The 24,049-nt window shown below is 66.2% G+C and carries 18 protein-coding genes; 7 read left to right on the top strand and 11 right to left on the bottom strand.

Annotated elements, in window-relative coordinates:
* Window positions 1-140: 140 nt before the first annotated feature.
* From E8F11_RS07155 to E8F11_RS07135, 5 genes are all read right to left on the bottom strand, one after another.
* Window positions 141-1,316, bottom strand: a complete 1,176-nt coding sequence (locus tag E8F11_RS07155) for an L-lyxonate dehydratase (protein ID WP_280288143.1) — start codon at window positions 1,314-1,316, stop codon at window positions 141-143.
* A gap of 31 nt (window positions 1,317-1,347) precedes the next feature.
* The gene (locus tag E8F11_RS07150; protein WP_280288142.1) at window positions 1,348-2,673 is read right to left on the bottom strand and encodes an MFS transporter; all 1,326 of its coding nucleotides are present in this window, start codon (window positions 2,671-2,673) and stop codon (window positions 1,348-1,350) included.
* Window positions 2,674-3,052: 379 nt separating this feature from the next.
* Window positions 3,053-4,066 carry a 4-hydroxythreonine-4-phosphate dehydrogenase PdxA gene (locus tag E8F11_RS07145; protein WP_280288141.1) on the bottom strand — a complete coding sequence of 338 codons (1,014 nt, stop codon included), beginning with the start codon at window positions 4,064-4,066 and terminating at the stop codon, window positions 3,053-3,055.
* Entirely contained in the window at window positions 4,063-5,028 is a 966-nt protein-coding gene (locus E8F11_RS07140; protein WP_280288140.1) for an amidohydrolase, read from the bottom strand. Before E8F11_RS07140 ends, E8F11_RS07145 begins: the two co-directional genes overlap by 4 nt.
* On the bottom strand, window positions 5,021-6,352 hold the full coding sequence (locus E8F11_RS07135; protein WP_280288139.1) for an MFS transporter: 1,332 nt from the start codon (window positions 6,350-6,352) through the stop codon (window positions 5,021-5,023). The genes E8F11_RS07140 and E8F11_RS07135 overlap by 8 nt, the downstream gene beginning before the upstream one ends.
* A 406-nt stretch (window positions 6,353-6,758) precedes the next feature.
* Between E8F11_RS07135 and E8F11_RS07130 the strand changes: the two genes are divergently transcribed.
* From E8F11_RS07130 to putA, 6 genes are all read left to right on the top strand, one after another.
* Window positions 6,759-7,772: a tripartite tricarboxylate transporter substrate binding protein gene (locus tag E8F11_RS07130; protein ID WP_280288138.1), complete on the top strand. Its 1,014-nt coding sequence runs from the start codon at window positions 6,759-6,761 to the stop codon at window positions 7,770-7,772.
* 48 nt (window positions 7,773-7,820) lie between these two features.
* The gene (locus tag E8F11_RS07125; protein ID WP_280288137.1) at window positions 7,821-8,342 is read left to right on the top strand and encodes a tripartite tricarboxylate transporter TctB family protein; all 522 of its coding nucleotides are present in this window, start codon (window positions 7,821-7,823) and stop codon (window positions 8,340-8,342) included.
* Complete coding sequence (locus E8F11_RS07120; protein WP_280288136.1) at window positions 8,339-9,868, top strand: tripartite tricarboxylate transporter permease; 1,530 nt, start codon at window positions 8,339-8,341, stop codon at window positions 9,866-9,868. The genes E8F11_RS07125 and E8F11_RS07120 overlap by 4 nt, the downstream gene beginning before the upstream one ends.
* A 223-nt stretch (window positions 9,869-10,091) precedes the next feature.
* The gene (locus E8F11_RS07115; protein ID WP_280288135.1) at window positions 10,092-11,036 is read left to right on the top strand and encodes a LysR family transcriptional regulator; all 945 of its coding nucleotides are present in this window, start codon (window positions 10,092-10,094) and stop codon (window positions 11,034-11,036) included.
* 92 nt (window positions 11,037-11,128) lie between these two features.
* The gene (locus E8F11_RS07110; RefSeq protein WP_280288134.1) at window positions 11,129-11,698 is read left to right on the top strand and encodes a TetR/AcrR family transcriptional regulator; all 570 of its coding nucleotides are present in this window, start codon (window positions 11,129-11,131) and stop codon (window positions 11,696-11,698) included.
* Between the two features lie 332 nt (window positions 11,699-12,030).
* Window positions 12,031-16,008, top strand: a complete 3,978-nt coding sequence (gene putA, locus E8F11_RS07105; RefSeq protein WP_280288133.1) for a trifunctional transcriptional regulator/proline dehydrogenase/L-glutamate gamma-semialdehyde dehydrogenase — start codon at window positions 12,031-12,033, stop codon at window positions 16,006-16,008.
* Window positions 16,009-16,254: 246 nt separating this feature from the next.
* Here the strand turns inward: putA and E8F11_RS07100 are convergent, their stop codons facing one another.
* From E8F11_RS07100 to dnaX, 6 genes are all read right to left on the bottom strand, one after another.
* Window positions 16,255-17,718, bottom strand: a complete 1,464-nt coding sequence (locus E8F11_RS07100; RefSeq protein WP_280288132.1) for a SulP family inorganic anion transporter — start codon at window positions 17,716-17,718, stop codon at window positions 16,255-16,257.
* Window positions 17,719-17,995: 277 nt separating this feature from the next.
* The gene (locus E8F11_RS07095; RefSeq protein ID WP_280288131.1) at window positions 17,996-18,529 is read right to left on the bottom strand and encodes a PaaI family thioesterase; all 534 of its coding nucleotides are present in this window, start codon (window positions 18,527-18,529) and stop codon (window positions 17,996-17,998) included.
* Window positions 18,530-18,627: 98 nt separating this feature from the next.
* The gene (locus E8F11_RS07090) at window positions 18,628-19,776 is read right to left on the bottom strand and encodes an acyl-CoA dehydrogenase family protein (RefSeq protein WP_280288130.1); all 1,149 of its coding nucleotides are present in this window, start codon (window positions 19,774-19,776) and stop codon (window positions 18,628-18,630) included.
* 148 nt (window positions 19,777-19,924) lie between these two features.
* Window positions 19,925-20,524: a recombination mediator RecR gene (recR, locus tag E8F11_RS07085; RefSeq protein ID WP_280288129.1), complete on the bottom strand. Its 600-nt coding sequence runs from the start codon at window positions 20,522-20,524 to the stop codon at window positions 19,925-19,927.
* A 132-nt stretch (window positions 20,525-20,656) separates the two neighbouring features.
* Window positions 20,657-20,983, bottom strand: coding sequence for a YbaB/EbfC family nucleoid-associated protein (locus E8F11_RS07080; RefSeq protein WP_009619439.1), 327 nt, complete (start codon window positions 20,981-20,983; stop codon window positions 20,657-20,659).
* An 11-nt stretch (window positions 20,984-20,994) separates the two neighbouring features.
* A complete protein-coding gene (dnaX, locus tag E8F11_RS07075) occupies window positions 20,995-23,142 on the bottom strand; it encodes a DNA polymerase III subunit gamma/tau (protein ID WP_280288128.1) in 2,148 nt (715 codons plus the stop codon).
* 142 nt (window positions 23,143-23,284) lie between these two features.
* On the opposite strand from dnaX, the gene E8F11_RS07070 reads away from it, so the two are divergent.
* Window positions 23,285-24,013 carry a transporter substrate-binding domain-containing protein gene (locus tag E8F11_RS07070; protein ID WP_280288127.1) on the top strand — a complete coding sequence of 243 codons (729 nt, stop codon included), beginning with the start codon at window positions 23,285-23,287 and terminating at the stop codon, window positions 24,011-24,013.
* Window positions 24,014-24,049 lie beyond the last annotated feature (36 nt).

Raw genomic sequence — 24,049 nt, 5'->3', positions numbered from 1 at the left:
GGGCCGCACAGCGGAGCACCGGGGGACTGGCCCAGGCGTCGGCCTGAAAAAAAGAACCCCGGCATCTGCCGGGGCCAATCAGGCGCCCGTGGCCGCCGACACAACCTGGCCCAGGGCAACCCTGTGGGTTGGAGTGCCCGTCACTCGATGATGTTGAAGTCCTTCAGGTATTCCTCGGAGATCTCCAGGCCCAGGCCCGGGGTGTTGTCATCCAGCTGGATGTAGCCGTCGACCGGCTGCGGCTCGCCCTTGAACACGTAGTAGAAGAGTTCGTTGCCGACCTCGACGTCGAACACCGGGAAGAACTCGGCCATGGGCGAGGCGGTGCTGGCCATGGTCAAGTGGTAGTTGTGCATCTGTCCGGCGTGGGGAATAACCGGCACCGACCAGGCTTCGGCCATGGCGTTGATCTTGCGCGCCGCGGTGATGCCGCCGACCCGGTTGGTGTCGTACTGGATCACATCCACCGCGCGGCGTTCCAGCAGGTCCTTGAAGCCGTAGGAAGTGAATTCGTGCTCGCCGCCGGAGATCGGCATGATGCCCATCTTCTTCAGCTCCACGTAGCCTTCGATGTCATCGGCGATCACGGGCTCTTCCAGCCAGCGCGGTTCGAACTCGGCCAGCTTCGGCAACATGCGGCGAGCATATTCCAGGGTCCAGCCCATGTAGCACTCGAGCATGATATCCACGTCCGGCCCGGCCAGTTCACGCAGCGCGCGGACCTGCTCGATGTTCTTGCGCATGCCCGCCGGGCCGTCTTTCGGCCCGTAGCCGAAGCGCATCTTCAGCGCGGTGAAGCCCTGGTTCAGGTAGCCCTGGGCCTCTTCCAGGAACAGGTCGAGGTTGTCGTTGGCGTAGAGCTTGGACGCGTAGGTCCAGATCTTTTCCTTGGTGCGGCCGCCCAGCAACTTGAACACCGGCTTGTTCACCGCCTTGCCCATGATGTCCCAAATGGCCAGGTCCACCGCCGAGATGGCGGCCATGCCGATGCCCTTGCGACCCCAGGCGTGGGTGCGGCGGTACATCTTCTGCCAGATGTACTCGTAGTCGAAGGGGTCTTCGCCGATGGCAATCGGGGCCAGGTAGAGGTCGACGATCTCCTTGGCCACCCGTGGCGCCAGGGCGCAGTTGCCGATGCCGACGATTCCGGTGTCGGTCTCCACCTCCACCACCAGCCAGCCGTGGAAGCGGAATGAGCCCATGGCGTCGCCGCGCTCATAGAGGATGTCGGTGGCGTTGGTGCAGAAGTGCGCCTGGGGCGGCACCACCTTGCCCTTCCACTCGAAGACGCGGGTACGGATGGCTTTGATTTTCATGCTTGCAGCTCCTTTCACTGGAAGGCGTCTATCAGGCCGCGCGCGCCGGTTTCAGCGGCTGGCTCTTGCTGGACGGGGTGTTGAGGCGACAGATCATCAGGGCACCGAACACGGCAACCACGGCCAGGGCGAACATGCCGGCACGGGGGTCACCGAACTGGGTTTCCATCAGGGTTTTCAGGTTGGGGGCAACGAAACCGCCGAGGTTGCCCAGAGAATTGATCAGCGCGATGCCGCTGGCCGCTGCCGCACCACTCAGGTAGCTGGTGGGAATGGTCCAGAACAGCGGTTGCACGGAGACGAAACCGGAGGCGGCGAAGCAGAAGGCAATGACCGCGAATGTCAGGTTGGGACTCAGCGCCGAGGCCGCGATGCCGGCGGCGGCCATGGCCAGCATGCACACCGCCAGACGCCTGTGCTGGCCGCTGCGGTCGGCATAGCGGGTCACCAGGCGCGTCACCACCAGGGCGCAAAGCCAGGGGATCGCGGTGATCAGGCCGACGCTCAGGCCAACATTGCCGTCGAGGAAACTGGCGATGCGGGTCGGCAGATAGAACACCACGCCGTACACGCTCATCTGCACGGTGAAGTAGACCAGACAGAACTTCAGCACCTGGCCGCTGCGCAGCGCACTGAGGAAGCCGTGCGGGCCTTGGCCCTGCTTCCGCGCCTCCTCCTCGGCCAGCTTGCCCTCCAGGGCGCCCTTCTCTTCCTCGCTGAGCCAGCGCGCGGCGCGCGGACGGTCCACCAGGTAGAAGTACGCGGCGATTCCCACCAGCGAGGCCAGCAAGCCCTCGACCACGAACAGGAACTGCCAGTTGCTCATGCCGAAGACGCCATGGAACTCCAGCAGCCAGCCGGACAGCGGCCCGCCCAGCACCAGCGCCAGTGGCAGGCCGAAGTAGAACATCCCCAAGGCCTGGCCACGGCTCTGCGCCGGGAACCAGTAGGTGAGGTAAAGGATGATGCCGGGGAAGAAGCCGGCCTCGGCCACGCCCAGCAGGAAGCGCAGCACGTAGAAGGCGGTCGCGCTGTCGGCGAACATCATCGCCGCCGACACCAGGCCCCAGGTGACCATGATCCGGCAAAGCCAGACGCGGGCGCCGAGGCGGTGCAGCATCAGGTTGCTCGGCACCTCGAAACAGGCGTAGCCGATAAAGAAGATGCTCGCGCCAAAGGCGAAGGCGGCATCGCCCAGGCCCGTATCGGCTTGCAGGAAGGAGCGCGCGTAGCCGACGTTGGCCCGGTCGATGAAGGCCAGGACGTACATCAGGATGAGGAAGGGCAGCAGCCGCAGGCGGCTCTTGGCGATGGCCGAAGACAGCGCATCGGACAGGGAGGTCGTGGTTGTTGTCATTGTCATGTCCTTCTGTTGCCGGTATTCGCCTTGCGAGGCGACAAGGCGGGCTTCTTGTAAGTCGATCCAACGAGGTGCCGGTGGCAGCCCGGACGTTTTCGTTGAGGCCGACTCTAGCCAGCGCGGGACCTGGCGAATAATCACTTGTGCTCATTCAGTGATAACCCCAGGCAATACATTTTTCCCGGATAGCTGAAGAAGGGTTATCGATCAGGCCTCAGCGAAATTTGCGCGGCGAACGAGAACGCCGTGCTGCCCTGAAGGGCGGCACGGTCTTTGGTGGAGGAACGATTGACGTAGGAGCGAGCTTGCTCGCGAAAGTGCATTGGCGCCCTTCGCGAGCAAGCTCGCTCCTACAGGTCTGTGGCGATGAGGGCTATCAGCCCCGCTTGCTGCCCATGCGGCAGGCGATCTCGAAGGCCTGGCGGGTGGCGCCGACGTTGGCCTTGCCCTGCCCCGCGATGTCGAAGGCGGTGCCGTGGGCGGGGGTGGTGATGGGAATGGGCAGGCCGCCCTGCACGGTCACGCCACGGGAGAAGCCCATCAGTTTGATCGCGATCTGGCCCTGGTCGTGATACATGGTCACCACCGCGTCGAAGGCCCGGGTATCGCCCTGCACCTTGAGGAAGATGGTGTCCGCCGGGTACGGCCCGTCGGCATCGATGTCCTGATCCTGCGCCCTGCGCACCGCGGGGCCGATGATGTCCAGTTCCTCGCGGCCGAAGCTGCCGTTGTCGCCGTTGTGCGGGTTGAGGCCGCAGACGCCGATACGCGGCTTTTCCAGCCCGCTGCGCTTGAGCGCGGTATCGATCAGGCGAATCGCCTCCACGACCCGATCCTGGCTCATCAGGCCCGGCACATCGGCCAGGGCCACGTGGGAGGTCACCCGTGAGGTCCAGAGGTTGTCCAGCACGTTGAACTCGCAGAAGGGTCCATGGAAATCCAGGTACTCGGCGAACCAGTGCAGCTCATCGCTGTGGGCCATGCCGGCCATGTGCAAGGAAGTCTTGTTCAAGGGGCCGAACAGGATGGCATCGGTGGTGCCGGCGGCGGTCAGGCGCAGCGCTACCTCCAGGGTGTCCAGGCAGTAGCGGCCGCCGAGCACGCTGGCCTCGCTGCGCGGGAACGATCCCTCGGCGGCACCGCGGAAGTTGTAGAACAGTGGGACCTCATCGATGAAGTCCAGGCGGTCCAGCGACTCGACGGATCGGTAGGGGAATTCGCAACCGGCAATCTGCATGCCCTTGCGCAGTTCCGCCTCGTCGGCGATCAGCAGCACCTGGGCCTGGCGGCGCACCTCGGGCTCGGCCAGCAGTCGGGCGATCAGTTCCGGGCCAATGCCGGCGGGGTCGCCCAGGACCATGGCGATTCGGGGAAGACGGGCGTTGCTCATGCGGTAGTCCTCATATCGGTTGCGTCCTGCGGCAGTCGGAAGGCCGAGGGATGGGTACGGTAGATGCGTTGCGCGTTGCCGCAGAAGAGTTGCTCCTGCTCCGCGTATGGCAGGTCGGCGACCATGCGCTTGAAGCCGCCGTAGATGTCGTCGAAGGAACCGCAGAGGCTGTCCACCGGGAAGTTGCTGGCGAACATCGCCCGCTCACTGCCGAACATGGCCAGGGTCTCGCGCACTATCCAGGCGTTGTCCTCGGCGCGCCAGGGCCTGCCGGCCTGGCCGATGCCGGAGATCTTCACCGTCACATTGGGCAGCTCGGCGAAGCGCGCCATGGCCGCCTGCCAGCCGGCCAGGCCCTGCTCGCTGCGGTCCGACGGCAAGCCGGCGTGGTTGAGGATCAGCAGCGTCCCAGGGAAGTCCCGCGCCAGCGCCTCGGCTTCCGGCAGGTTCCACCAGGGCGTCTGCAGGTCGAAGTGCAGGCCGTGGCGGGCGAGTTCGGCGAAGCCCCGGCGCCAGCCGTCATCGCTCATCAGGCTGCGGCTTGCTCCCACCTCATCGGGCCGCGTCGGGCCGCCCGGCTTGTGGCGGACGCTGCGCACCCGCTCGAAGCCGGCCTGGGCGGCCAGCACCTCGGCGGCGTCCGGCGCATCCAGCCAGGCCTGGGCCACCACCGCGTTCGGTGCGCCGTAGCGGGCGGCGACTTCATGGATGAAGCGGCTCTCGCCTATGGGGTCGGTCGGGTCCCATTCGGTCTCCACGTAGACCGTTGCCACCACCTTGTGGGTACCGGCATCGGCCAGGTAATCCTCCGGGAAGTAGCGCCGCTTGATCGCGCTGTAGTCGCCGTAGCGGAACGGGATGCTTTCGCCAGCGGACAACCAGGGATGCAAGTTGCGCTGCGGGTCCCAGAAATGGTGGTGCGCATCGACTATCGGGCCGTTATAGGGCGCGGCTTCACGCATGTTTCACCTCAGGATTATCCAGACCGATCAGCAGGGTGCCGACGACGAACAGGGCCGAGCAGCCGGCGAAGAATCCGAGGACGCCAGCGTAGCCGCCAAAGTACTGCAGGATGACGCCCACCAGGATCGGCACCAGGATGCCGCCCAGGCTGCCGGCCAGGTTCATCACCCCGCCGATCAGCCCGACCCGTGCCGGCGCCGCCAGCAGCGCGGGAAAGCTCCAGTAGAGGCTGCCCCACATGAGGAAGAAGGCGGTCAGGCAGAGCAGTGCGACGGCGGCATAGGCGTCGTGCAGGGTGGGTAGCAGCATGAAGGCGCCCAGCGCCACCAGGCCGGACACCGCCAGGAGGCCCTTGGCCGCCAGCCCCCGACGCACGCCCTTGCGAATCAGCATGTCGCAGAGGAAACCGCCGCAGATCGAACCGACCGCACCGCAGAGGAAGATGATGAAAGTGGCCGCGCCAATGCCCTTGATGTCGAAGCCACGGGCCTGGGCCAGGTAGCTTGGGCCCCAGGTCAGCAGGCCGAAGAACACCATGGCCCAGCTGGCGCGCCCCAGCAGCATGCCGGTGAGCGATCGGGAGGCGATGCCCAGCCCCTTCACCTGCGCCTTGGCGGCTTCGGCGGCCGAGGTGGCGCGGCCGGCGTTGATCCGTGCAAGTTCCTCGGCATTGACCCCGGGATGCCGCGCCGGGTCATCGCGCAGGTAGTGCCAGGCCAGCCAGGCCATGGCCAGGGTGGCGATACCGGCGATGAAAAAGGCGATGCGCCAGGAGCCGAGCACGGCGATCAGGTAGGCAATGATCAGCCCGCCCAGGGCGACGCCCAGCGGTCCGCCGCAATCCATCAATACGGCGCCACGGCTGCGCTCGCTGGGTGCAAGCCAGAGCGAATTGAGCTTGCCACCGGAAGGGAACAGCGGGGCCTCGGCGGCACCCAGGGCGACCCGGGCAAACAGTAGGGACAGGCCGCCGGTGGCGAAGGCCGCGACGGTCTGGAACAACCCCCAGAGACCGGTGGACCAGCCGATCACCCGGCGCGGCCCGTAGCGGTCGATCAGCCAGCCGCCGGGAATCTGCAACAGCGCATAGGCCCAGAAGAAGCTGCTCAGGATCAGCCCCTGCATGCTCGGCGAGAGATCGAACTCCTTGCCGATGGTGGGCATGGCGATGGACAGGGAAACGCGGTCGATCAGGTTGATCACCGTGAGGGCGAAGATGATGGCGAAGATCCGCCAGCGGACGCGGGAAGGACGAATCGCCCCGGCGTGATCGGTGGAAGCAGGTGTAGGGGGCAGGCTGTGCGCCGCACTCGAATGAGCCATGGCTCTGACCTCATCGTTATATTTCTTGTAGTCGGGGTATCCGGAGGACTCGGTCCCTGGCCGGCATGGGGGCACTATTTCAAGGCGGAGCGATAACCGTCTAATCAAAACTCCTCATAGGCGTATTCCCTAGGGATATACCTCAGCCATTTGCCGATTCGTAGCCCGGATGAAATCCGGGCTACAGGGCTCGCGAAGGACGACGAAGTCTTCGCGAGCAAGCTCGCTCCTACAAAGGTCCCAGCCCCCTTCGAAGGCTGGCCGAAAGCTTGGTATGCCAGGCTGGGGCATCGGGGCCCATAGCGATAACCCCAAGCTATCGCTGTATGCGATTTATTGAGTAGACGGAATAGCTCCCGCTTCCCACACTCGGCCCCACTCATAACAAGCACAAGAAGAGGCCACCATGCGAACCACTCCTGTTCGTCGTTTCGCTCACCTGCTCACTGGCTGCGCCCTGCTCTGCGCCGGCAGCCTCCCCGCCCTCGCTGCCGACTGGCAGCCGGAAAAGAATGTCGAAATCGTAGTCGCCGGTGGGCCGGGCGGCGGCACCGACCAGCTCGGCCGGCTGATCCAGTCGATCATCAGCCAGCACAAGCTCCTCGATGTGAACACCGTGGTGATGAACAAGGGTGGCGGGAACGGCGCCGAGGCCTTCCTCGATATGAAGCTCTCCAAGGGCGACGCCGAACGCCTGGTGATAGGCACCAACAACGTCTACCTGCTGCCGCTGGTGGCCAAGCTCGGCTACCAGTGGACCGACCTGACCCCGGTCGCCGCCGTGGCTGAAGACGACTTCATCCTCTGGACTTACCAGGACGCGCCCTGGAAAGACGCCAAGGCCTACTACGAGCAGATCAAGGCCGACCCGACTAAGATGCGCATGGGTGGCAGCCAGTCCAAGGACGTCGACCAGACCCTGACCCTGCTGCTGAACCAGACCACCGCAACCAAGCTCACCTACATCCCCTTCAAGAGCGGCAGCGAAGCGGCCACCCAGCTGGCCGGCAAGCACATCACCTCCAACGTCAACAACCCCAGTGAGAGCCTCAGCCAGTGGCGCGGCAACCAGGTGCAGCCGCTCTGCGTCTTCAGCCAGGAGCGCATGACCTACACCGAGAAGGTCGCCGGTGACAAAGCCTGGGCCGACGTGCCGACCTGCAAGGAACAGGGCCTGGGCGTGGACCAGTACCGCTTCCCGCGCACGGTGTTCATGGCCGGCGAGGTCAGCGCCGAGCAGCGCGCTTTCTATGTCGAGCTGCTGCGCAAGGTCAGCCAGACCCCGGAATTCAAGGCCTACGTCCAGCGCAATGCGCTGGTGCCAACCTTCCTCGCCGGCGACGAACTGACCGCCTACATCGAGAAGGACACCGCCCGGGTGACCCCGGTGTTCCAGGGCGCCGGCTGGCTGCGCAAGTGATCCAGCGCGGGCGCCGCCCTGCGCGGCGCCCGCCAGTGGGGTGAAACCATGTCCAGAAACCTTGATTCGTCCGCGCTGGTTGCCACCCGCTGGGTGGAAGCCGGCCTTGCGCTGTTCACCGCCGCCCTGGGTGGCGTGGTCATGCACGGAAGCTACTCCAGCGGCATCGGCTGGGGCGACGCCGGCCCCGAGGCCGGTTACTTTCCCTTCTACATCGGCCTGCTGCTGACCGCCGCCAGCCTGGCCAACCTGCTGCTGACGCTGCTGCGCTGGCGCGCCCTGGGCGAAGCCTTCGTCAGCCGTGGCGCGTTCCGCCAGGTATTGGCGGTGTTCCTGCCGATCGTCATCTACGTCGCCTGCATGCCCTTCGCCGGCATCTACCTGGCGTCGGCGGGCTTCATCGCCTGGTTCATGTGGCGCGACCGCCAGCGCGAGAAACCCTACGGGCTCCTGACCATAGTCGCGGTAGCCGGGGGCGCTGCCCTGGCCAGCTACCTGATCTTCGCGCTCTGGTTCAAGGTGCCGCTGCAGGCCGGCCCGCTGGCCATGCTGGGAGGGCTGCTGCGATGAGCGAATTCGATTCCCTGATGCAGGGCATGAACCTGATCCTCACACCCGGCCATATCGGCCTGATGGTGGTCGGTGTGCTGCTGGGCATCCTGGTCGGCGTGCTGCCAGGCCTCGGTGCCCCCAATGGCGTTGCCCTGCTGTTGCCACTGACCTTCACCATGGAACCGGTGTCGGCGATCATCCTGCTGTCCTGCATGTACTGGGGGGCACTGTTCGGCGGTTCGATCACCTCGATCCTGTTCAATATCCCCGGCGAGCCATCGTCCGTGGCGACCACCTTCGACGGCTATCCCATGGCCCGCCAGGGCAAGGCCGGCGAGGCGCTGACGGCCGCCTTCACCTCGGCCTTGCTGGGCGCCCTGGTGGGCGTGCTGCTGCTCACCTTCCTCTCCACGCGCATCGCCGAATTCGCCATGGCCTTCAGCTCGCCGGAGTTCTTCGCCGTCTACCTGCTGGCCTTCTGCACCTTCATCGGCATGAGCAAGAACCCGCCGCTGAAGACGGTGGTGGCGATGATGATCGGCTTCGCCATGGCCGCCGTGGGCATGGACACCGTATCCGGCGACCTGCGCCTGACCTTCGACCAGAACTGGCTGCTGTCGGGCATCAGCTTTGAGGTGGCGGTGATAGGCCTGTTCGGCATCGGCGAGATCCTCTGCACGGTGGAGGAAGGCCTGGTGTTCCGTGGCGAGCATGCGCGCATCACGCCCATGGTGATCCTGCGTACCTGGGCCAAGCTGCCGCGCTATTGGCTGAGCTGGCTGCGCAGCGCCCTGGTGGGCTGCTGGATGGGCATTACCCCCGGCGGGCCGACGGCCGCCTCCTTCATGAGCTACAGCCTGGCGCGGCGCTTCTCGAAGAACCGCGACAACTTCGGCAAGGGCGAGATCGAAGGGGTGATAGCGCCGGAAACCGCCGACCACGCGGCCGGCACCAGCGCCCTGCTGCCGATGCTGACCCTGGGGATTCCCGGTTCGGCCACCGCCGCGGTGATGCTCGGCGGCCTGATGATCTGGGGCCTGCACCCGGGGCCGACGCTCTTCGTCGAACAGCACGACTTCGTCTGGGGTCTGATCGCCAGCATGTACCTGGGCAACGTCGTCAGCCTGATCGTGGTGCTGGCCACGGTGCCGCTGTTCGCCTCGATCCTGCGTATCCCGTTCTCGATCATCGCGCCCATCATCGTCATGGTCTGCGCCATCGGCGCCTACTCGGTGCATAACTCGATGTTCGACGTGGCGCTGATGCTGGGCTTCGGCGCCCTGGGCTACCTGTTCAAGAAGCTCGGCTACCCGATCGCGCCGTTGGTGCTGGCGGCGGTGCTGGGAGACAAGGCCGAGGATGCGTTCCGCCAGTCGATGCTGTTCTCCAACGGCGAACTCTCCATCTTCTGGTCCAACCCGCTGGTGGGCAGCCTGACCACCGCCGCGCTGCTGATGCTGTTCTGGCCGCTGCTGGCGCGCGGTGCCAAGGCCCTTGCAGGTCTCCGCAGCTTCAAGGCCCGCGCCGAGAAAGCAGCCCCGTAGAATGGGTCGGGCGGCGTTCCGTGGAGCCGGCGATACCCATCACGGGATATCGATGGGTATCGCTCCGCTCCACCCATCCTACGGCCCAAGGTTCAGCACTCGCAGCCGTAGCCTGGCCCGATGTAGGAGCGAGCTTGCTCGCGAAGCGTTCGCCTCCTGCCCCTCTGGCAAGCCCTGGCGATTCTTGTCAGGCTTGCCGCTCCCTGACTGCCGAGCCCCGCCCATGTCGCGCATCCCCGAAGCCGCCCTCATCCACAGCCGCCTGCGCCTGCGGCAACTGCGCCTGATGCTGGCCCTGGAGGAGCTCGGCTCGCTGCGCCGTGCCGCCGACGAGATCGGCATGACCCAGCCGGCGGCGACCAAGATGCTCCACGAGGCCGAAGGCCTGCTCGGCGTCGAATTGTTCGAGCGCCTGCCCCGCGGAATGCGCGCCACGCCTTTCGGCGAGACGGTGATCTACTACGCGCGAATGGTCTTCGCCGAACTGTCGGGCATGCGCGAAGAGCTGGCGGCGCTGGAGTCGGGCAACCTCGGCCGGGTTACGGTCGGCGCCATACCGGCCCTGGCCTCGGGCCTGCTGACCCGCACCATCGCCACCCTGAAGAAGAGCCATCCGCGCCTGTCCATGAGCATCCAGGTGGATACCAGCGACGTGCTGGTCCAGGCGCTGCAACAGGACCAACTGGACCTGGTGCTGGGGCGTATCCCCACCGGCGCACGGGCCGACGACCTGTTGTTCGACAGCCTGGGCGAGGAAGAACTCTGCGTGATCGCCGGCGCGCAGAACCCGGTAGCCAGCGCCGCAAGCCTGACCTGGACCGAGCTGCAGGGCATGACCTGGGTCCTCCAGCAACACCCCAGCCCGATGCGCGCCATCGTCAACCAGGCTTTCCACAATGCCCGGGTGGACATCCCCAGCAGCATCGTCGAGACCACTTCGATCATGACCCTGCTCTCCCTGCTGCAGCAGACCGACATGATTGGCGTCACCCCGCGCTCCGTGATCGAGGACTATCCCGGCCGGCACCTGCTCGCGGAGCTGCCGATCGCCTTCGAGCCGCGCTTGCCGCCCTTCGGCTTGATCACCCGTCGCCATCGCATCAAGTCTTCGGCCATGCAGGCCTTCATCAGCGCAGTGAAAACGGAGCAGGCGCAGGCCGCGGACTGACGCGATCCATCGCCCCGCCGATTCCCGTGCTCGCGCCCGGAGCAATGTGGAATTACAATCGCCATATCAATCCTCCGAACGAGGCGACCACCATGCGCTATCCCGAAGACCACAAAGCCGAAACCCATAAGCGCATCGTCGCCGAGGCGTCCCGCCGGTTCCGCGGCGAGGGCATAGACGCCACTGGCCTGCAGCCCCTGATGAAGGCCCTGGGCCTGACCCACGGCGGTTTTTACGCGCACTTCAAATCCAAGGATGCCCTGGTGGAGGAAGCCCTGCAGGCAGCGGCCAACGATGCCAATGTCCAGTGGGCCAAGGCCTTTTCCAAGGAGCAACCGCTGAAGAGCTTCTTCGAGCGCTACCTCTCGCCCCAGCACCGCGCCCACCCCGAGCAGGGTTGCCCGCTGCCCACCATGTCGGCGGAGCTCGGCCAGCGCGGCAATGCCAGCCCCATCACCGACGGCGTACTGACTGGCCTGCTGGAACTGATGGAGAAGGAAACCGGCAGTGCCGAGCAGAGCCTGGCCATGCTTTCCACCCTGGTGGGCGCCCTGACCCTGTCCCGCAGCGTGGCCAGCGAGGAGCTGTCCGACCGTATCCTCGACAGCGCCCGCCAGACCCTGCTCGCCCAGGTCGAAGCCGCGCAAGCCGCCAAGGCCTGACCTCCCCGCCTGCACTGGGCGCCATCCGTCGCCTCCCCCTTCGAGCCCTCGGCATCCGCCGAGGGCCGCCTATGCTTTCCAGGTAGGGCCGAAGCCGGCTGCACCTGGGTTGCACCCTTCTTCGCCGAGCCGTTCACCCCCTGCAGAGCCCCTGGAATCCCTACGTCTCGCACCCACAAAGTGCAACCATATCCGGGCGCGACTTCGACCTTTCATCCGGAGAACGCCTCCAGAGATACAACCTTTGGTTGCACTCGGTTGCACCCCCTGTAGGACATCGCTACTCTTTGCGCCGCTAACGCCGTCAACCACGGCTGAAAAGAGGACAAGAAATGGCTACGAGCACCACCCTTGGCGTGAAACTGGACGAGGCAACCCGCGATCGTCTCAAGGAAGCTGCGCGCAAGATCGAGCGCACCCCGCACTGGCTGATCAAGCAAGCGATCTTCAGCTACCTCGAGGGCCTGGAAAGCGGCATGACCCTGCCGGAACTCCAGGGCATCGCCCACCGCCTGGCCGAGGGTGACCACGACGCGCTCGAAGCCCTGCCCGAGCCCGCCCACCAGCCGTTCCTCGATTTCGCCGAAAGCATCCTGCCGCAGTCCGTGCTGCGTGCTGCTATCACCGCCGCCTACCGCCGCCCCGAGCAGGAGGCCGTACCCATGCTGCTGGAGCAGGCGCGCCTGCCCGCCGAGCTGGCCGAGGCCAGCTACAAGCTCGCCTACGGCATCGCCGAGAAGCTGCGCAACCAGAAGAGCGCTGGCGGCCGCGCCGGTATCGTCCAGGGCCTGCTGCAGGAGTTTTCCCTGTCCTCCCAGGAAGGCGTGGCGCTGATGTGCCTGGCCGAAGCCCTGCTGCGCATCCCGGACAAGGGCACCCGCGACGCCCTGATCCGCGACAAGATCAGCACCGGCAACTGGCAGCAGCACCTCGGCCAGAGCCCATCGATGTTCGTCAACGCCGCCTCCTGGGGCCTGCTGATCACCGGCAAGCTGGTGTCCACCCATAACGAGGCCGGCCTCTCCAGCTCGCTGAACCGCATCATCGGCAAGAGCGGCGAACCGGTGATCCGCAAGGGCGTGGACATGGCCATGCGCCTGATGGGCGAGCAGTTCGTTACCGGCGAGACCATCGCCGAAGCCCTGGCCAACGCCACCAGCTTCGAAGCCAAGGGCTTCCGCTACTCCTACGACATGCTCGGCGAAGCCGCGCTGACCGAGGAAGACGCCCAGCGCTACTACGCCTCCTATGAGCAGGCCATCCACTCCATCGGCAAGGCCTCCCATGGCCGCGGCATCTATGAAGGCCCCGGCATCTCCATCAAGCTCTCCGCCCTGCACCCGCGCTACAGCCGCGCCCAGTACGAGCGCATGATGGGCGAGCTGTACCCGCGCCTGCTGTCCCTGACCCTGCTGGCCAAGCAGTACGACATCGGCCTGAACATCGATGCCGAGGAAGCGGACCGCCTGGAAATCTCCCTCGACATGCTCGAGCGCCTCTGCTTCGAACCCAGCCTGAAAGGTTGGAACGGCGTCGGCTTCGTCATCCAGGCCTACCAGAAGCGCTGCCCGTACGTGATCGACTACGTCATCGATCTGGCCCGCCGCAGCCAGCACCGCCTGATGATCCGCCTGGTGAAGGGCGCCTACTGGGACAGCGAGATCAAGCGCGCCCAGGTCGACGGCCTGGAAGGCTTCCCGGTCTACAGCCGCAAGGTCTACACCGACATTTCCTACATCGCCTGCGCCCGCAAGCTGCTGGGCGTGCCGGACGCCATCTACCCGCAATTCGCCACCCACAACGCCCACACCCTGTCGGCCATCTACCAGATCGCCGGGCAGAACTACTACCCGGGCCAATACGAATTCCAGTGCCTGCACGGCATGGGCGAGCCGCTGTACGAGCAAGTGGTGGGCAAGGTGGCCGACGGCAAGCTGAACCGCCCGTGCCGTATCTACGCACCGGTCGGCACCCATGAAACCCTGCTGGCCTACCTGGTCCGTCGCCTGCTGGAAAACGGCGCCAACACTTCGTTCGTCAACCGCATCGCCGACCACAGCATTTCCATCAAGGAACTGGTGGAAGACCCGGTCGCCAGCGCCGAAGCCATGGCCACGGTCGAAGGCGCCCTGGGCCTGCCGCACCCACGCATCCCGCAGCCCAAGGCCCTGTACGGCGACGCCCGGATCAACTCCAGCGGCATCGACATGGCCAACGAACACCGCCTGGCGTCCCTCTCCAGCGCCCTGCTGGGCAGCGGCCATGCCAACTGGCGCGCCCAACCCATGCTCGGCTGCCCGGCCAGCGAAGGCCCGGCCGAGCCGGTGCTGAACCCGGCGGATCACCGCGATGTGGTCGGCCATGTGCAGAACGCCACCACCGCCGACGTCGGCAATGCCGTGCTGGCCTCCCTCACCGCCGCACCGATCTGGCAATCCACCCCGCCGGTGGAGCGCGCCGCCGCCCTGGACCGCGCCGCCGACCTGATGGAGAACGAGATCCAGCCGCTGATGGGCGTCCTCGCCCGCGAGGCCGGCAAGACCTTCGCCAACGCCATCGCCGAAGTGCGCGAGGCCGTGGACTTCCTGCGCTACTACGCTGCCCAGGCCCGCCATGACTTCGCCAACGACAGCCACCGCCCGCTGGGCCCGGTGGTCTGCATCAGCCCGTGGAACTTCCCCCTGGCGATCTTCACCGGCCAGGTAGCCGCGGCCCTCGCCGCCGGCAATACCGTGCTGGCCAAGCCCGCCGAGCAGACCCCGCTGATCGCCGCCCAGGCCGTGCGCATCCTGCTGCAGGCCGGCGTACCGGAAGGTGTCGTGCAGCTGCTGCCGGGCCTCGGCCACACCGTGGGCGCCGCCCTGGTGGGCGATGAGCGCGTCAAGGGCGTGATGTTCACCGGCTCTACCGAAGTCGCCGGCATCCTCGCCCGCAACGTCGCCGGCCGCCTGGACGCCCAGGGTCGCCCGATCCCGCTGATCGCCGAAACCGGCGGCCAGAACGCTATGATCGTCGACTCCTCCGCCCTCGCCGAGCAGGTGGTGACCGACGTGATCGCCTCCGCCTTCGACAGCGCCGGCCAGCGCTGCTCCGCCCTGCGCGTGCTCTGCGTGCAGGAAGACGTGGCCGACCGCGTGGTGGAAATGCTCAAGGGCGCCATGGGCGAGTGCCGCATCGGCAACCCCGAGCAGTTGAATGTGGACATCGGCCCGGTGATCGACGCCGAAGCCAAGGCCAATATCGACAAGCACATCCAGGCCATGCGCAGCAAAGGCCGCAGCGTGTTCCAGATCGCCCGCACCGAGGGCGATGTGATGCAGCGCGGCACCTTCGTGATGCCGACCCTGATCGAGCTGGACAGCCTCGCCGACCTCGAGCGCGAGATCTTCGGCCCGGTGCTGCACCTGCTGCGCTACAAGCGCGAGGACATGGACGCCCTGCTCGACCAGATCAACGGTACCGGCTACGGCCTGACCCTGGGCGTGCACACCCGCATCGACGAGACCATCGCCAAGGTGGTGGACAAGGCCCATGCCGGCAACCTCTACGTCAACCGCAACATGGTTGGCGCCGTGGTCGGCGTTCAGCCCTTCGGCGGCGAAGGCCTGTCCGGCACCGGCCCGAAAGCCGGCGGCCCGCTCTACATGTATCGCCTGCTGGCTACCCGCCCGATCGATGCCGTGAGCCGCACCTTCCAGCGCCTGGACGGCCAGCACGTCGCCGATGCGCAACAGCGCGACGCCCTGCATGACCGCCTTGGAAAACCGCTGGAAGCACTGAAAGCCTGGGCCGCGAAGAATGGCAAGGAAAGCCTGGCCAGCCTCTGCGACAGCTTCGCCGGGCAGTCGCAGAGCGGTCTCAGCCGCGTCCTCCCGGGCCCGACCGGCGAGCGCAACACCTATGTGCTGCTGCCCCGCGAGACCGTGCTGTGCCTGGCCGACGACGAAGCCGACCTGCTCGCCCAGCTGGCTGCCGCACTGGCCGTTGGCAGCAGCGCGCTCTGGGCCACCAGCGAGCTGACCGGCAAGCTGCGCGGCAGCCTGCCGAAGGCCGTGCAGGCGCGCATCCAGCTGGTCGCCGACTGGACCCAATCCGAAGTCGACTTCGACGCCGTCCTGCACCACGGTGACTCCGACCAGCTGCGCGCAGTCTGCCAGCAGGTCGCGAGCCGCAAGGGTCCGATCATCGGCGTCCAGGGCCTGTCCCACGGCGAGACCGCGATCCCGCTGGAGCGCCTGCTGATCGAACGCGCCATCAGCGTCAACACCGCCGCCGCCGGCGGCAACGCCAGCCTGATGACCATCGGCTGACCGACCGCCGCGCCTGCGGGCGCGGCACCGCTCCAAACCGGTGCCCGGCCCACAAGGTCGAGCGCCGGATTGCGTCACCCGGAAGCCAAGGTTTCCAATCGGGCCTCCCCACCAGGGAGCTCCCGTTTCTCTCTGGACGGCTCGACCGTCACCCCGCCGAACGGCAAAGGGGGCACGCCACAAGCGTGCCCCCTTCTTTTTTCAGTGACGGCAGGCCAGGCCCGCCCGACCACCGGCCGAGCCAATTCAGGGCTGTGCGCCGGCCTCGGCGTGCTGCACGCCGGCGCGCTTGAGCAATTGCCGGCAGCGCTCGGACAGGTGCATCACGCGCAGTTGCTTGCCGGCCTTGAGGTAGCGCTCGCGCAGGGTCATCAGCGCAGCGATGGCCGAGTAGTCGACAAAGATCAGATGACGGCAGTCGAGCGTCACCCTGGGCGGATCCTTGGCTGGGTCGAACTGGCTGAGGAATGGCGTGGTGGAGGCGAAGAACAGCGTGCCGTGCAGGAGGTAGAGCTTGCTGCCATCGGCTTCCAGATGGGAGTCGGCGTACAGTTCGCGGGCCTGGCTCCAGGCGAAATTGAGCGCAGCGATGACGATTCCGCACATCACGGCGGTGGCCAGGTCGGTGAACACCGTGATGACGGTCACCGCGACGATCACCAGCACGTCGTTCAACGGCACCTTGTTGAGCACCCGCAGCGACGCCCAGGCGAAGGTCTGCTGCGCCACCACGAACATCACCCCGACCAGCGCCGCGAGGGGGATGCGCTCGATCAGCGGCGAAAGGAACAGCACGAACAGCAGGATCATCACCCCGGCGACCACGCCGGAGAGGCGGCCGCGACCGCCGGAACCGAGGTTGATCATGGTCTGCCCGATCATCGCGCAGCCGCCCATGCCGCCGAACAGGCCGGAAACCATGTTGGCCGCGCCCAGGGTGACGCACTCGCGGTCCGGATAGCCGCGGCTTTCGGTGATCTCATCGGTGAGGTTCAGCGTCAGCAGGGTTTCCAGGAGGCCGACCAGGGCCATCAGCACCGCGTAAGGGGCGATGATGCGCAGGGTCTCCAGGTTCCAGGGCACCTCGGGCAGTGCCAGGCCGGGCAGGCCACCGGCGACATGCGCCATGTCGCCCAGGGTGCGGGTCGGAACGTCGAGCAGGTAGACCAGCAGGCCGACGCCGAGAATCGCCACCAGCGCCGGCGGCACGGCACGGGTCAGGCGTGGCATCAGGTAGACGATGGCCATGGTCAGCACCACCAGGCCGAGCATCAGGGAAAGCGGCGTGCCGCTCAGCCAGGTCTCGCCGGCCTTGAAGTGCTCCAACTGGGCCAGGGCGATGACGATGGCCAGGCCGTTGACGAAGCCGAGCATCACCGGGTAGGGCACCATGCGCACCAGCTTGCCCAGGCGCAGCAGGCCGAACGCGAGCATGATCAATCCGCCCAGCAGCACGGTGGCAAGCAGGTACTGCACACCCTGCTGCACCACCAGGGCGACTATCACCACGGCCATCGATCCTGCGGCGCCCGACACCATGCCGGGCCGGCCGCCGAACAGCGCCGTCAGGGTGCAGATGATGAAGGCGCCATACAGCCCCATCAGCGGGTTGAGGTGGGCGACCAGGGCGAAGGCGATGCACTCGGGCGCCAGCGCGAACGAGGTGGTGAGTCCGGCCAGGACATCGGCACGCAGACGGGCTGGTTTCATGGCTTACCTGAGACGTGGGGCAGAGGGGATAACCGGCGGGGGGGCGAATGTTACGGAATCGGCAGCGGCCCGGCCAGCTGCCCTTCGATTGTCAGCACCTCCTTCGTCTCCAGCACTCGGAAAGCCCTGGCATCGCTTTGTTCTGTGGGGGCGAATTCATTCGCTAAGGGCAATGCAATTGCCCCTCTGGAAGTCCGGCGGGCAGGCCTGCGGCCTGCTTCGCGAATGAATTCGCCCCCACAGGGAATCTGCCAGGCCGGCCCAGGCTGCACAGCCCTTATTTGCCCCCCAGGATCAGGCAGGTGGTGGACCCGGTCGCATAGAGCTTGCCGTCCACATCGTAGATGCGCCCTTCGGCCAGGGCGGTGGAGCGGCCGACGTGGATGATCCGCCCTTCGGCGCGCACCGGGCCGGTGCTGGTGGTCAGGGCGCGGATATAGCTGATGCGCAGGTCGGTAGTGGTGTAGCCCTGTCCCTGCTGCAAGTGGGTATGGACGGCGCAACCCATGGCCGAGTCCAGCAGGGTCGCGGCATAGCCGCCATGCACCGAGCCGATCGGGTTGTAGTGCTGCATCTGCGGCACGCCCTGGAAGATGAAGCGCTCTTTTGACCATTCGATGGGCACGAAGCCCATCAGCTCGCCCATGGGCGGCGCGGGCAACTCGCCACGGCCGATGCCGTCGAAGAATTCCATGGGGCTGAGCGTCGCCACCTCCGCGATGCTCATGGTGCCGGGTTTCAGACGGGCGCGGATTTCGGCCTCGGCCGCCAGCCAGACTTGCAGTTTTTCTTCGCGGGACAGATCGCTCATCAGGGTTTCTCCGGAATCACTCGGTCGAATTGGATGTCGACCATAATATATCCATACCGAACAATACCGGAACTCCCTTTCGGGAGCTCCGGTCCTGCTCAGAGGTCCATCTGCTTGGCGATGATCTCATTCATGATTTCCCGCGTCCCGCCGCCAATGGAAAGTATGCGGTTATCGCGATAGAGGCGCTCCACCAGGCTCTCGCGCATGTAGCCCATGCCGCCGAGGATCTGCACCGCGTCGTAGGTCAGGCGGTCGGCGATATCGGTGGCGAAGTTCTTCGCCATGGAAATTTCCTTGATCACGCTCTTGCCCGCCGCCATCTTTGCCGCCTGGCGATAGGTGAACTCGCGGGACACCTCCAACTGGGTGGCCATTTCCGCCAGCCGGTGCCTGAGCACCTGGAAGCGGCCGATGGGCTTGCCGAAAGCCTCGCGCTCACGGGCCCACTTGAGCGACTCCTCCAGGGCAAGCTGCGCAGTCATGTTGGCCATGATGGCCAGGGCCAGGCGCTCGCTCTGGAAGTTGGCCATGATGCAGGCGAACCCCATGTTCTCCATGCCGATCAGGTTCCCCGCCGGCACCTTGCAGTCGTCGAAGAACAGTTCGGCGGTGTCCGAGGCCCACCAGCCCATCTTCTTCAGCTTGCGGCCGACGGTGAAACCTGGGGTACCCTTCTCCACCAGCAGCAGGCTGACGCCGCCGAAGCCCTCGCCGCCGGTGCGCACCGCCACGCTGTAGTAGTCGGCGCGCACACCACTGGTGATGAAGGTCTTGCTGCCGGTGACGCGGTAGAAGTCGCCATCGCGCACAGCGCGGGTCTTTAGGCTGGCCACGTCCGAGCCGCCGGAAGGCTCGGTAACCGCCAGCGCCATGATCTTCTCGCCCGCCAGCACCTGGGGCACGATGCGCTCGCGCAGCGCCGGGCGCGCCCACTTGATCACCGGTGGCAGGCCGATATCCAGAGAACCGAGCCCGGCCACCAGACCGCCGGAACCGCTGCGCATCAACTCTTCGCTGGCAGCGACCTTCGCGAACAGGTCGCCTTCGTGGCTGCCGCCCAGGGCCTCGGGGTAGCCGATGCCGAGGATGCCGGCAGCGCCGGCCTTGAGATACAGCTCGCGGGGAAACTCCTCGGCCTCTTCCCATTCGACGATATGGGGCAGGATTTCCCGCTCGACGAAGCGGCGCACCGAATCCCGGACCAGTTGGTGGGACTCGTCGAAGTATTCCTGGCAGGTGGACATGGCAAGGCTCCCTGGTGAGATCGAACGAACTTACCGAGCGCTTGCTTGGTTTACAAGGCGAGAGTTACGCCATCGATCAGGACAGATCGGCCTCGAGGGTTCGCGACAGGAGCGCTGTACGCAACGGATTTGCCGGATACGGGAGCGGTCAGAGCCCGATCGGCCGCCGACCGGCCAGGGCATGGGCCAGGGTGCCGCCGTCGACCAGCTCCAACTCGCCGCCGAGCGGTACGCCGTGGGCGATACGGGAGACGACGATGGACTTGGGCGCCAGCAACTGGGCGATGTAGTGGGCGGTGGCTTCACCTTCCACTGTGGGGTTGGTGGCCAGGATCACCTCGGCGAAGCTGCCGGCCTCGATGCGCACCATCAGCTCGGGGATGCCGATGGCCTCCGGGCCGAGACCGTCCAGCGGCGACAAGTGTCCCTTGAGCACGAAGAAGCGGCCTCGATAGCCAGTCTGCTCGACGGCGAACACGTCCAGCGGCCCTTCGACCACGCAGAGCAGCGAATCGTCGCGGCGCGGGTCAGCGCATTGCGGGCAGAGCTCTTCCTCGCTCAGGGTCCGGCAGCGCTTGCAGTGCCCTACCCCTTCCATGGCCGCTGTCAGGGCCTGGGCCAGCCGCAAGCCGCCGCTGCGGTCGCGCTCCAGCATCTGCAACGCCATGCGCTGCGCCGTCTTCTGCCCCACTCCGGGCAGGATGCGCAAGGCGTCGATCAGTTGGCGGATCAGCGGGCTGAAGCTCATGGAAATCTCGCAATGAAAAAAGCGGCCAATGGCCGCGATTTTCCCTCGCCCATCAAAGGGTGAGGGGCCAGGGAAAAGGGCAGAATGCGCCCTCTCCCCAACCCTCTCCCGCAGGCGGGAGAGGGGGCTGGATCAGAAGGGCATCTTGAAGCCAGGAGGCAGCTGCATGCCAGCGGTCATGCCGGCCATTTTCTCCTGGTTGTTCTGCTCGATCTTGCGCACGGCGTCATTCACCGCGGCGGCGATCAGGTCCTCGAGGATTTCCTTGTCTTCCTGCATCAGGCTGTCGTCCAGGGAGACGCGCTTGACGTCATGACGACCGGTCATCACCACGCTCACCAGGCCGGCGCCGGACTGACCGGTGACTTCGGCATTGGCCAGCTCTTCCTGCATCTTCTGCATTTTTTCCTGCATCTGTTGGGCCTGTTTCATCAGGCCTGCCATGCCACCTTTCATCATGGTGATTGTCCTCAGCGGTCAAGGGGTTCAATGGAGTCGGCGCGCACCTGGGCGCCGAACTGTTCGATCATTTTCAGCACCAGCGGATCGCTGGCAATGGCCTCTTCGGCCTGGCGCTGACGAGCGGCGCGCTTGCGGGCGGCGGCCTGCGCCGGGGTTTCCTGCTCGGGCCGGCGCACCTCGACTTCCAGGGTCAGGTTACGCCCATGGTACTGGTTCAGGGCATCGTTCAGGCGACGCTGCTGGGTGGCATTGAACAGCGCACTCTGCGCCGGGTCCAGGTGCAGGCGCCAGACGTCGCCCTCCACCGTCACCAGGGTGCAGTTGGCGCCGATGTTGCCGGTCATGCCCGACAGCCCCAGACGGGGAAAGAGATCCAGCCACTCGGCGGCCAGGCCGGTAGCCGGCTGCGCAGCGGGCAGGACTTCAGGCTCGGCGGTTTTCTCTTCCGCCGGCCCCAGGTCGTCCAGGTAGGCGATGCTGCCGGCATCGGCCTCGAAATAGTCGTCATAGTCGCCGGGCGGCGGCTCGTCGTCGGCATCGTCCTGGGCCACGGCTGCAGCCGGTTGAGGCTGGGGCTCGGGCTGGGCAACGGGCGCGGGTTCGACGACCGGAACCGCCTCGGGTTCAGGCTCGGCCACCGGCGCCGCCACTACCGCAGCAGAAGGTTCTTCCCAGGGCAGGTCGATCACTTCGGCCGCTGCCGCGACCACGGGGGCGGCCTGCTCCACCACGGGTTCGGGTACAGGGTCGGCTACGGGCTCGACCATCGGCATCGGCACCGCATCGGGAACGGCAGCGGGAGCCGGAGCCTCCACTGCAGGTGCGGGCGCCTCGACGACCGGAGCCGGAGCCGGAGCCGGAGCCGGAGCCGGAGCCGGAGCCGCGACAGGCTGGCTCATCGCGGGGGCCGGGGCAACAGCCGGTGCGGGCATCGGTACGGCAGCGGCTGCCGGAGCGGCAACGGCAACCGGAGCCGACGAGGCGGCTCCGGCCACTGGGTTGGTCTGGGGATCAGCTGTGGCCTGGCTGATCCCCGGGTCCTTTAGCACCACCTTTGGCGTGCCTTCGGCATCCGCCGGGCGGAATGCCAGCATGCGCAGCAGGACCATCTCGAAGCCACTGCGCGGGTCCGGCGCCAGGGGCAGGTCGCGGCGGCCGATCAGGCCCATCTGGTAGTAGAACTGCACGTCTTCGCCCGGCAGCGCCTGGGCCAACGCCAGCACGCGGTCACGGTCGCCCTGGCCGTTGTCGACGGCATCCGGCAGCACCTGGGCGATGGCCACGCGGTGCAGCACGTTGAGCAGCTCGGAAAGCACGCCACTCCAGTCCGGACCCTGTTCGGCCAACTGGCGCACGGCCTCCAGCAGTGCACGGGCGTCGCCCTGCACCAGCGCATGGAGCACGCCGTAGACCTGGCCGTGGTCGAGAGTGCCGAGCATGGCGCGCACATCGGCGGCCAGGACCTTGCCCTCACCGAAGGAGATGGCCTGGTCGGTGAGGCTCATGGCGTCGCGCATGGAGCCGTCGGCGGCACGGCCGAGCAGCCAGAGTGCGTCAGCCTCGAAGGGCACGTTCTCGGCGCCGAGCACATGGGTCAGGTGCTCCACCACGCGCTCCGGCGGCATGTTCTTCAGGGAGAACTGCAGGCAGCGCGAGAGGATGGTGACGGGTAGTTTCTGCGGGTCGGTGGTGGCCAGCAGGAACTTGACGTGGGGCGGCGGCTCTTCGAGGGTCTTGAGCAGGGCGTTGAACGAGTGCGTGGAGAGCATGTGCACTTCGTCGATCAGGTAGACCTTGTAGCGACCGCGACTGGGGGCGTACTGCACGTTGTCGAGCAGCTCGCGGGTATCTTCCACCTTGGTGCGGCTGGCGGCGTCCACTTCGATCAGGTCGACGAAACGGCCCTCATCGATCTCCCGGCACACCGAGCACTGGCCGCAAGGCGTGGAGCTGATACCAGTCTCGCAGTTCAGGCACTTGGCGAGGATGCGCGCGATGGTGGTCTTGCCCACGCCTCGGGTGCCGGTAAAGAGATAGGCGTGGTGCAGGCGCTGGTTGTCCAGTGCATTGATCAAGGCTTTCAGCACATGAGTCTGGCCGACCATTTCGCGGAACGAGCGCGGACGCCATTTACGTGCAAGAACCTGATAACTCATTGAAAACCATCGCGTCGGGAAAGCAGAGGGAGCTAATGCTAGCGGAGCGATGCGCAAATTGCATCCGATGCGAACTTCGCCCTGTTCAATCCGCTCAGCAACGGGCATTGTGGAGCACCGCCACCCATGACGAGGGAGCCCGATGCGCTCAGTAGTCCTCGCCCTGCTCCTCTGCTGGGGCCCCGCCGGCATCGCCGCCCCAGCCGCCCTGCGCTTCTCGGCAGTGGACAGCTGGGCCATGCCGCTGGCCGAATTCAAGGAAAACCGCCTGGTCGGCGGCATCATCCACGACCTGATCCTGAGCCTGGCGCAGCGGCTCGATATGCCGGCGCAGATCCTGGTTCTGCCGCGCAATCGCGTGGAGCTGGCGCTGAAGCAAGGCGAGATCGATGTGCGTTGCTATATCAGCCCGAAATGGATCGCCAACGGCGAGGAATACCTCTGGAGCGTGCCCTTCATCCGCCAGCGCGACCTGATAGTGGCGCGCCAGGGAAGTGAAGGGATCTCCGGTCCGGACGCCCTCTCCGGTCAGAGCATCGGCACTGTGCTGGGCTACACCTACCCGCGCCTGCAACAACAGTTCGAGCGCGGTGCCGTGCAACGAGACGACGCCCGCAACCAGCAGCTGGTGCTGCAGAAGCTGCTGGCCGGACGTTACCAGTACGCACTGAGCAACGAACTGGCCCTGGCCTGGTTCAACCGCGACCTGCCCGACAGCGACCAGTTGATCGGCGTCGCCACGCTGGACGAAGAGCCCGTGAGCTGCCTGGTGCGCAATGACCCGGACCTGCCGGCACAGCGCATTCTGCACACACTGTTGCAGATGAAGGAATCAGGGGAGATCGACGAGATCCTGGCGCGATACCGCTGAGCATCGACGCCGAAAGAGAAACGGACTGGAGGCTGC

This window comes from Pseudomonas sp. BN417, assembly GCF_029871205.1.
Classification (GTDB): Bacteria; Pseudomonadota; Gammaproteobacteria; order Pseudomonadales; family Pseudomonadaceae; genus Metapseudomonas.
This window is presented reverse-complemented; position numbering and strand designations above follow the sequence as displayed.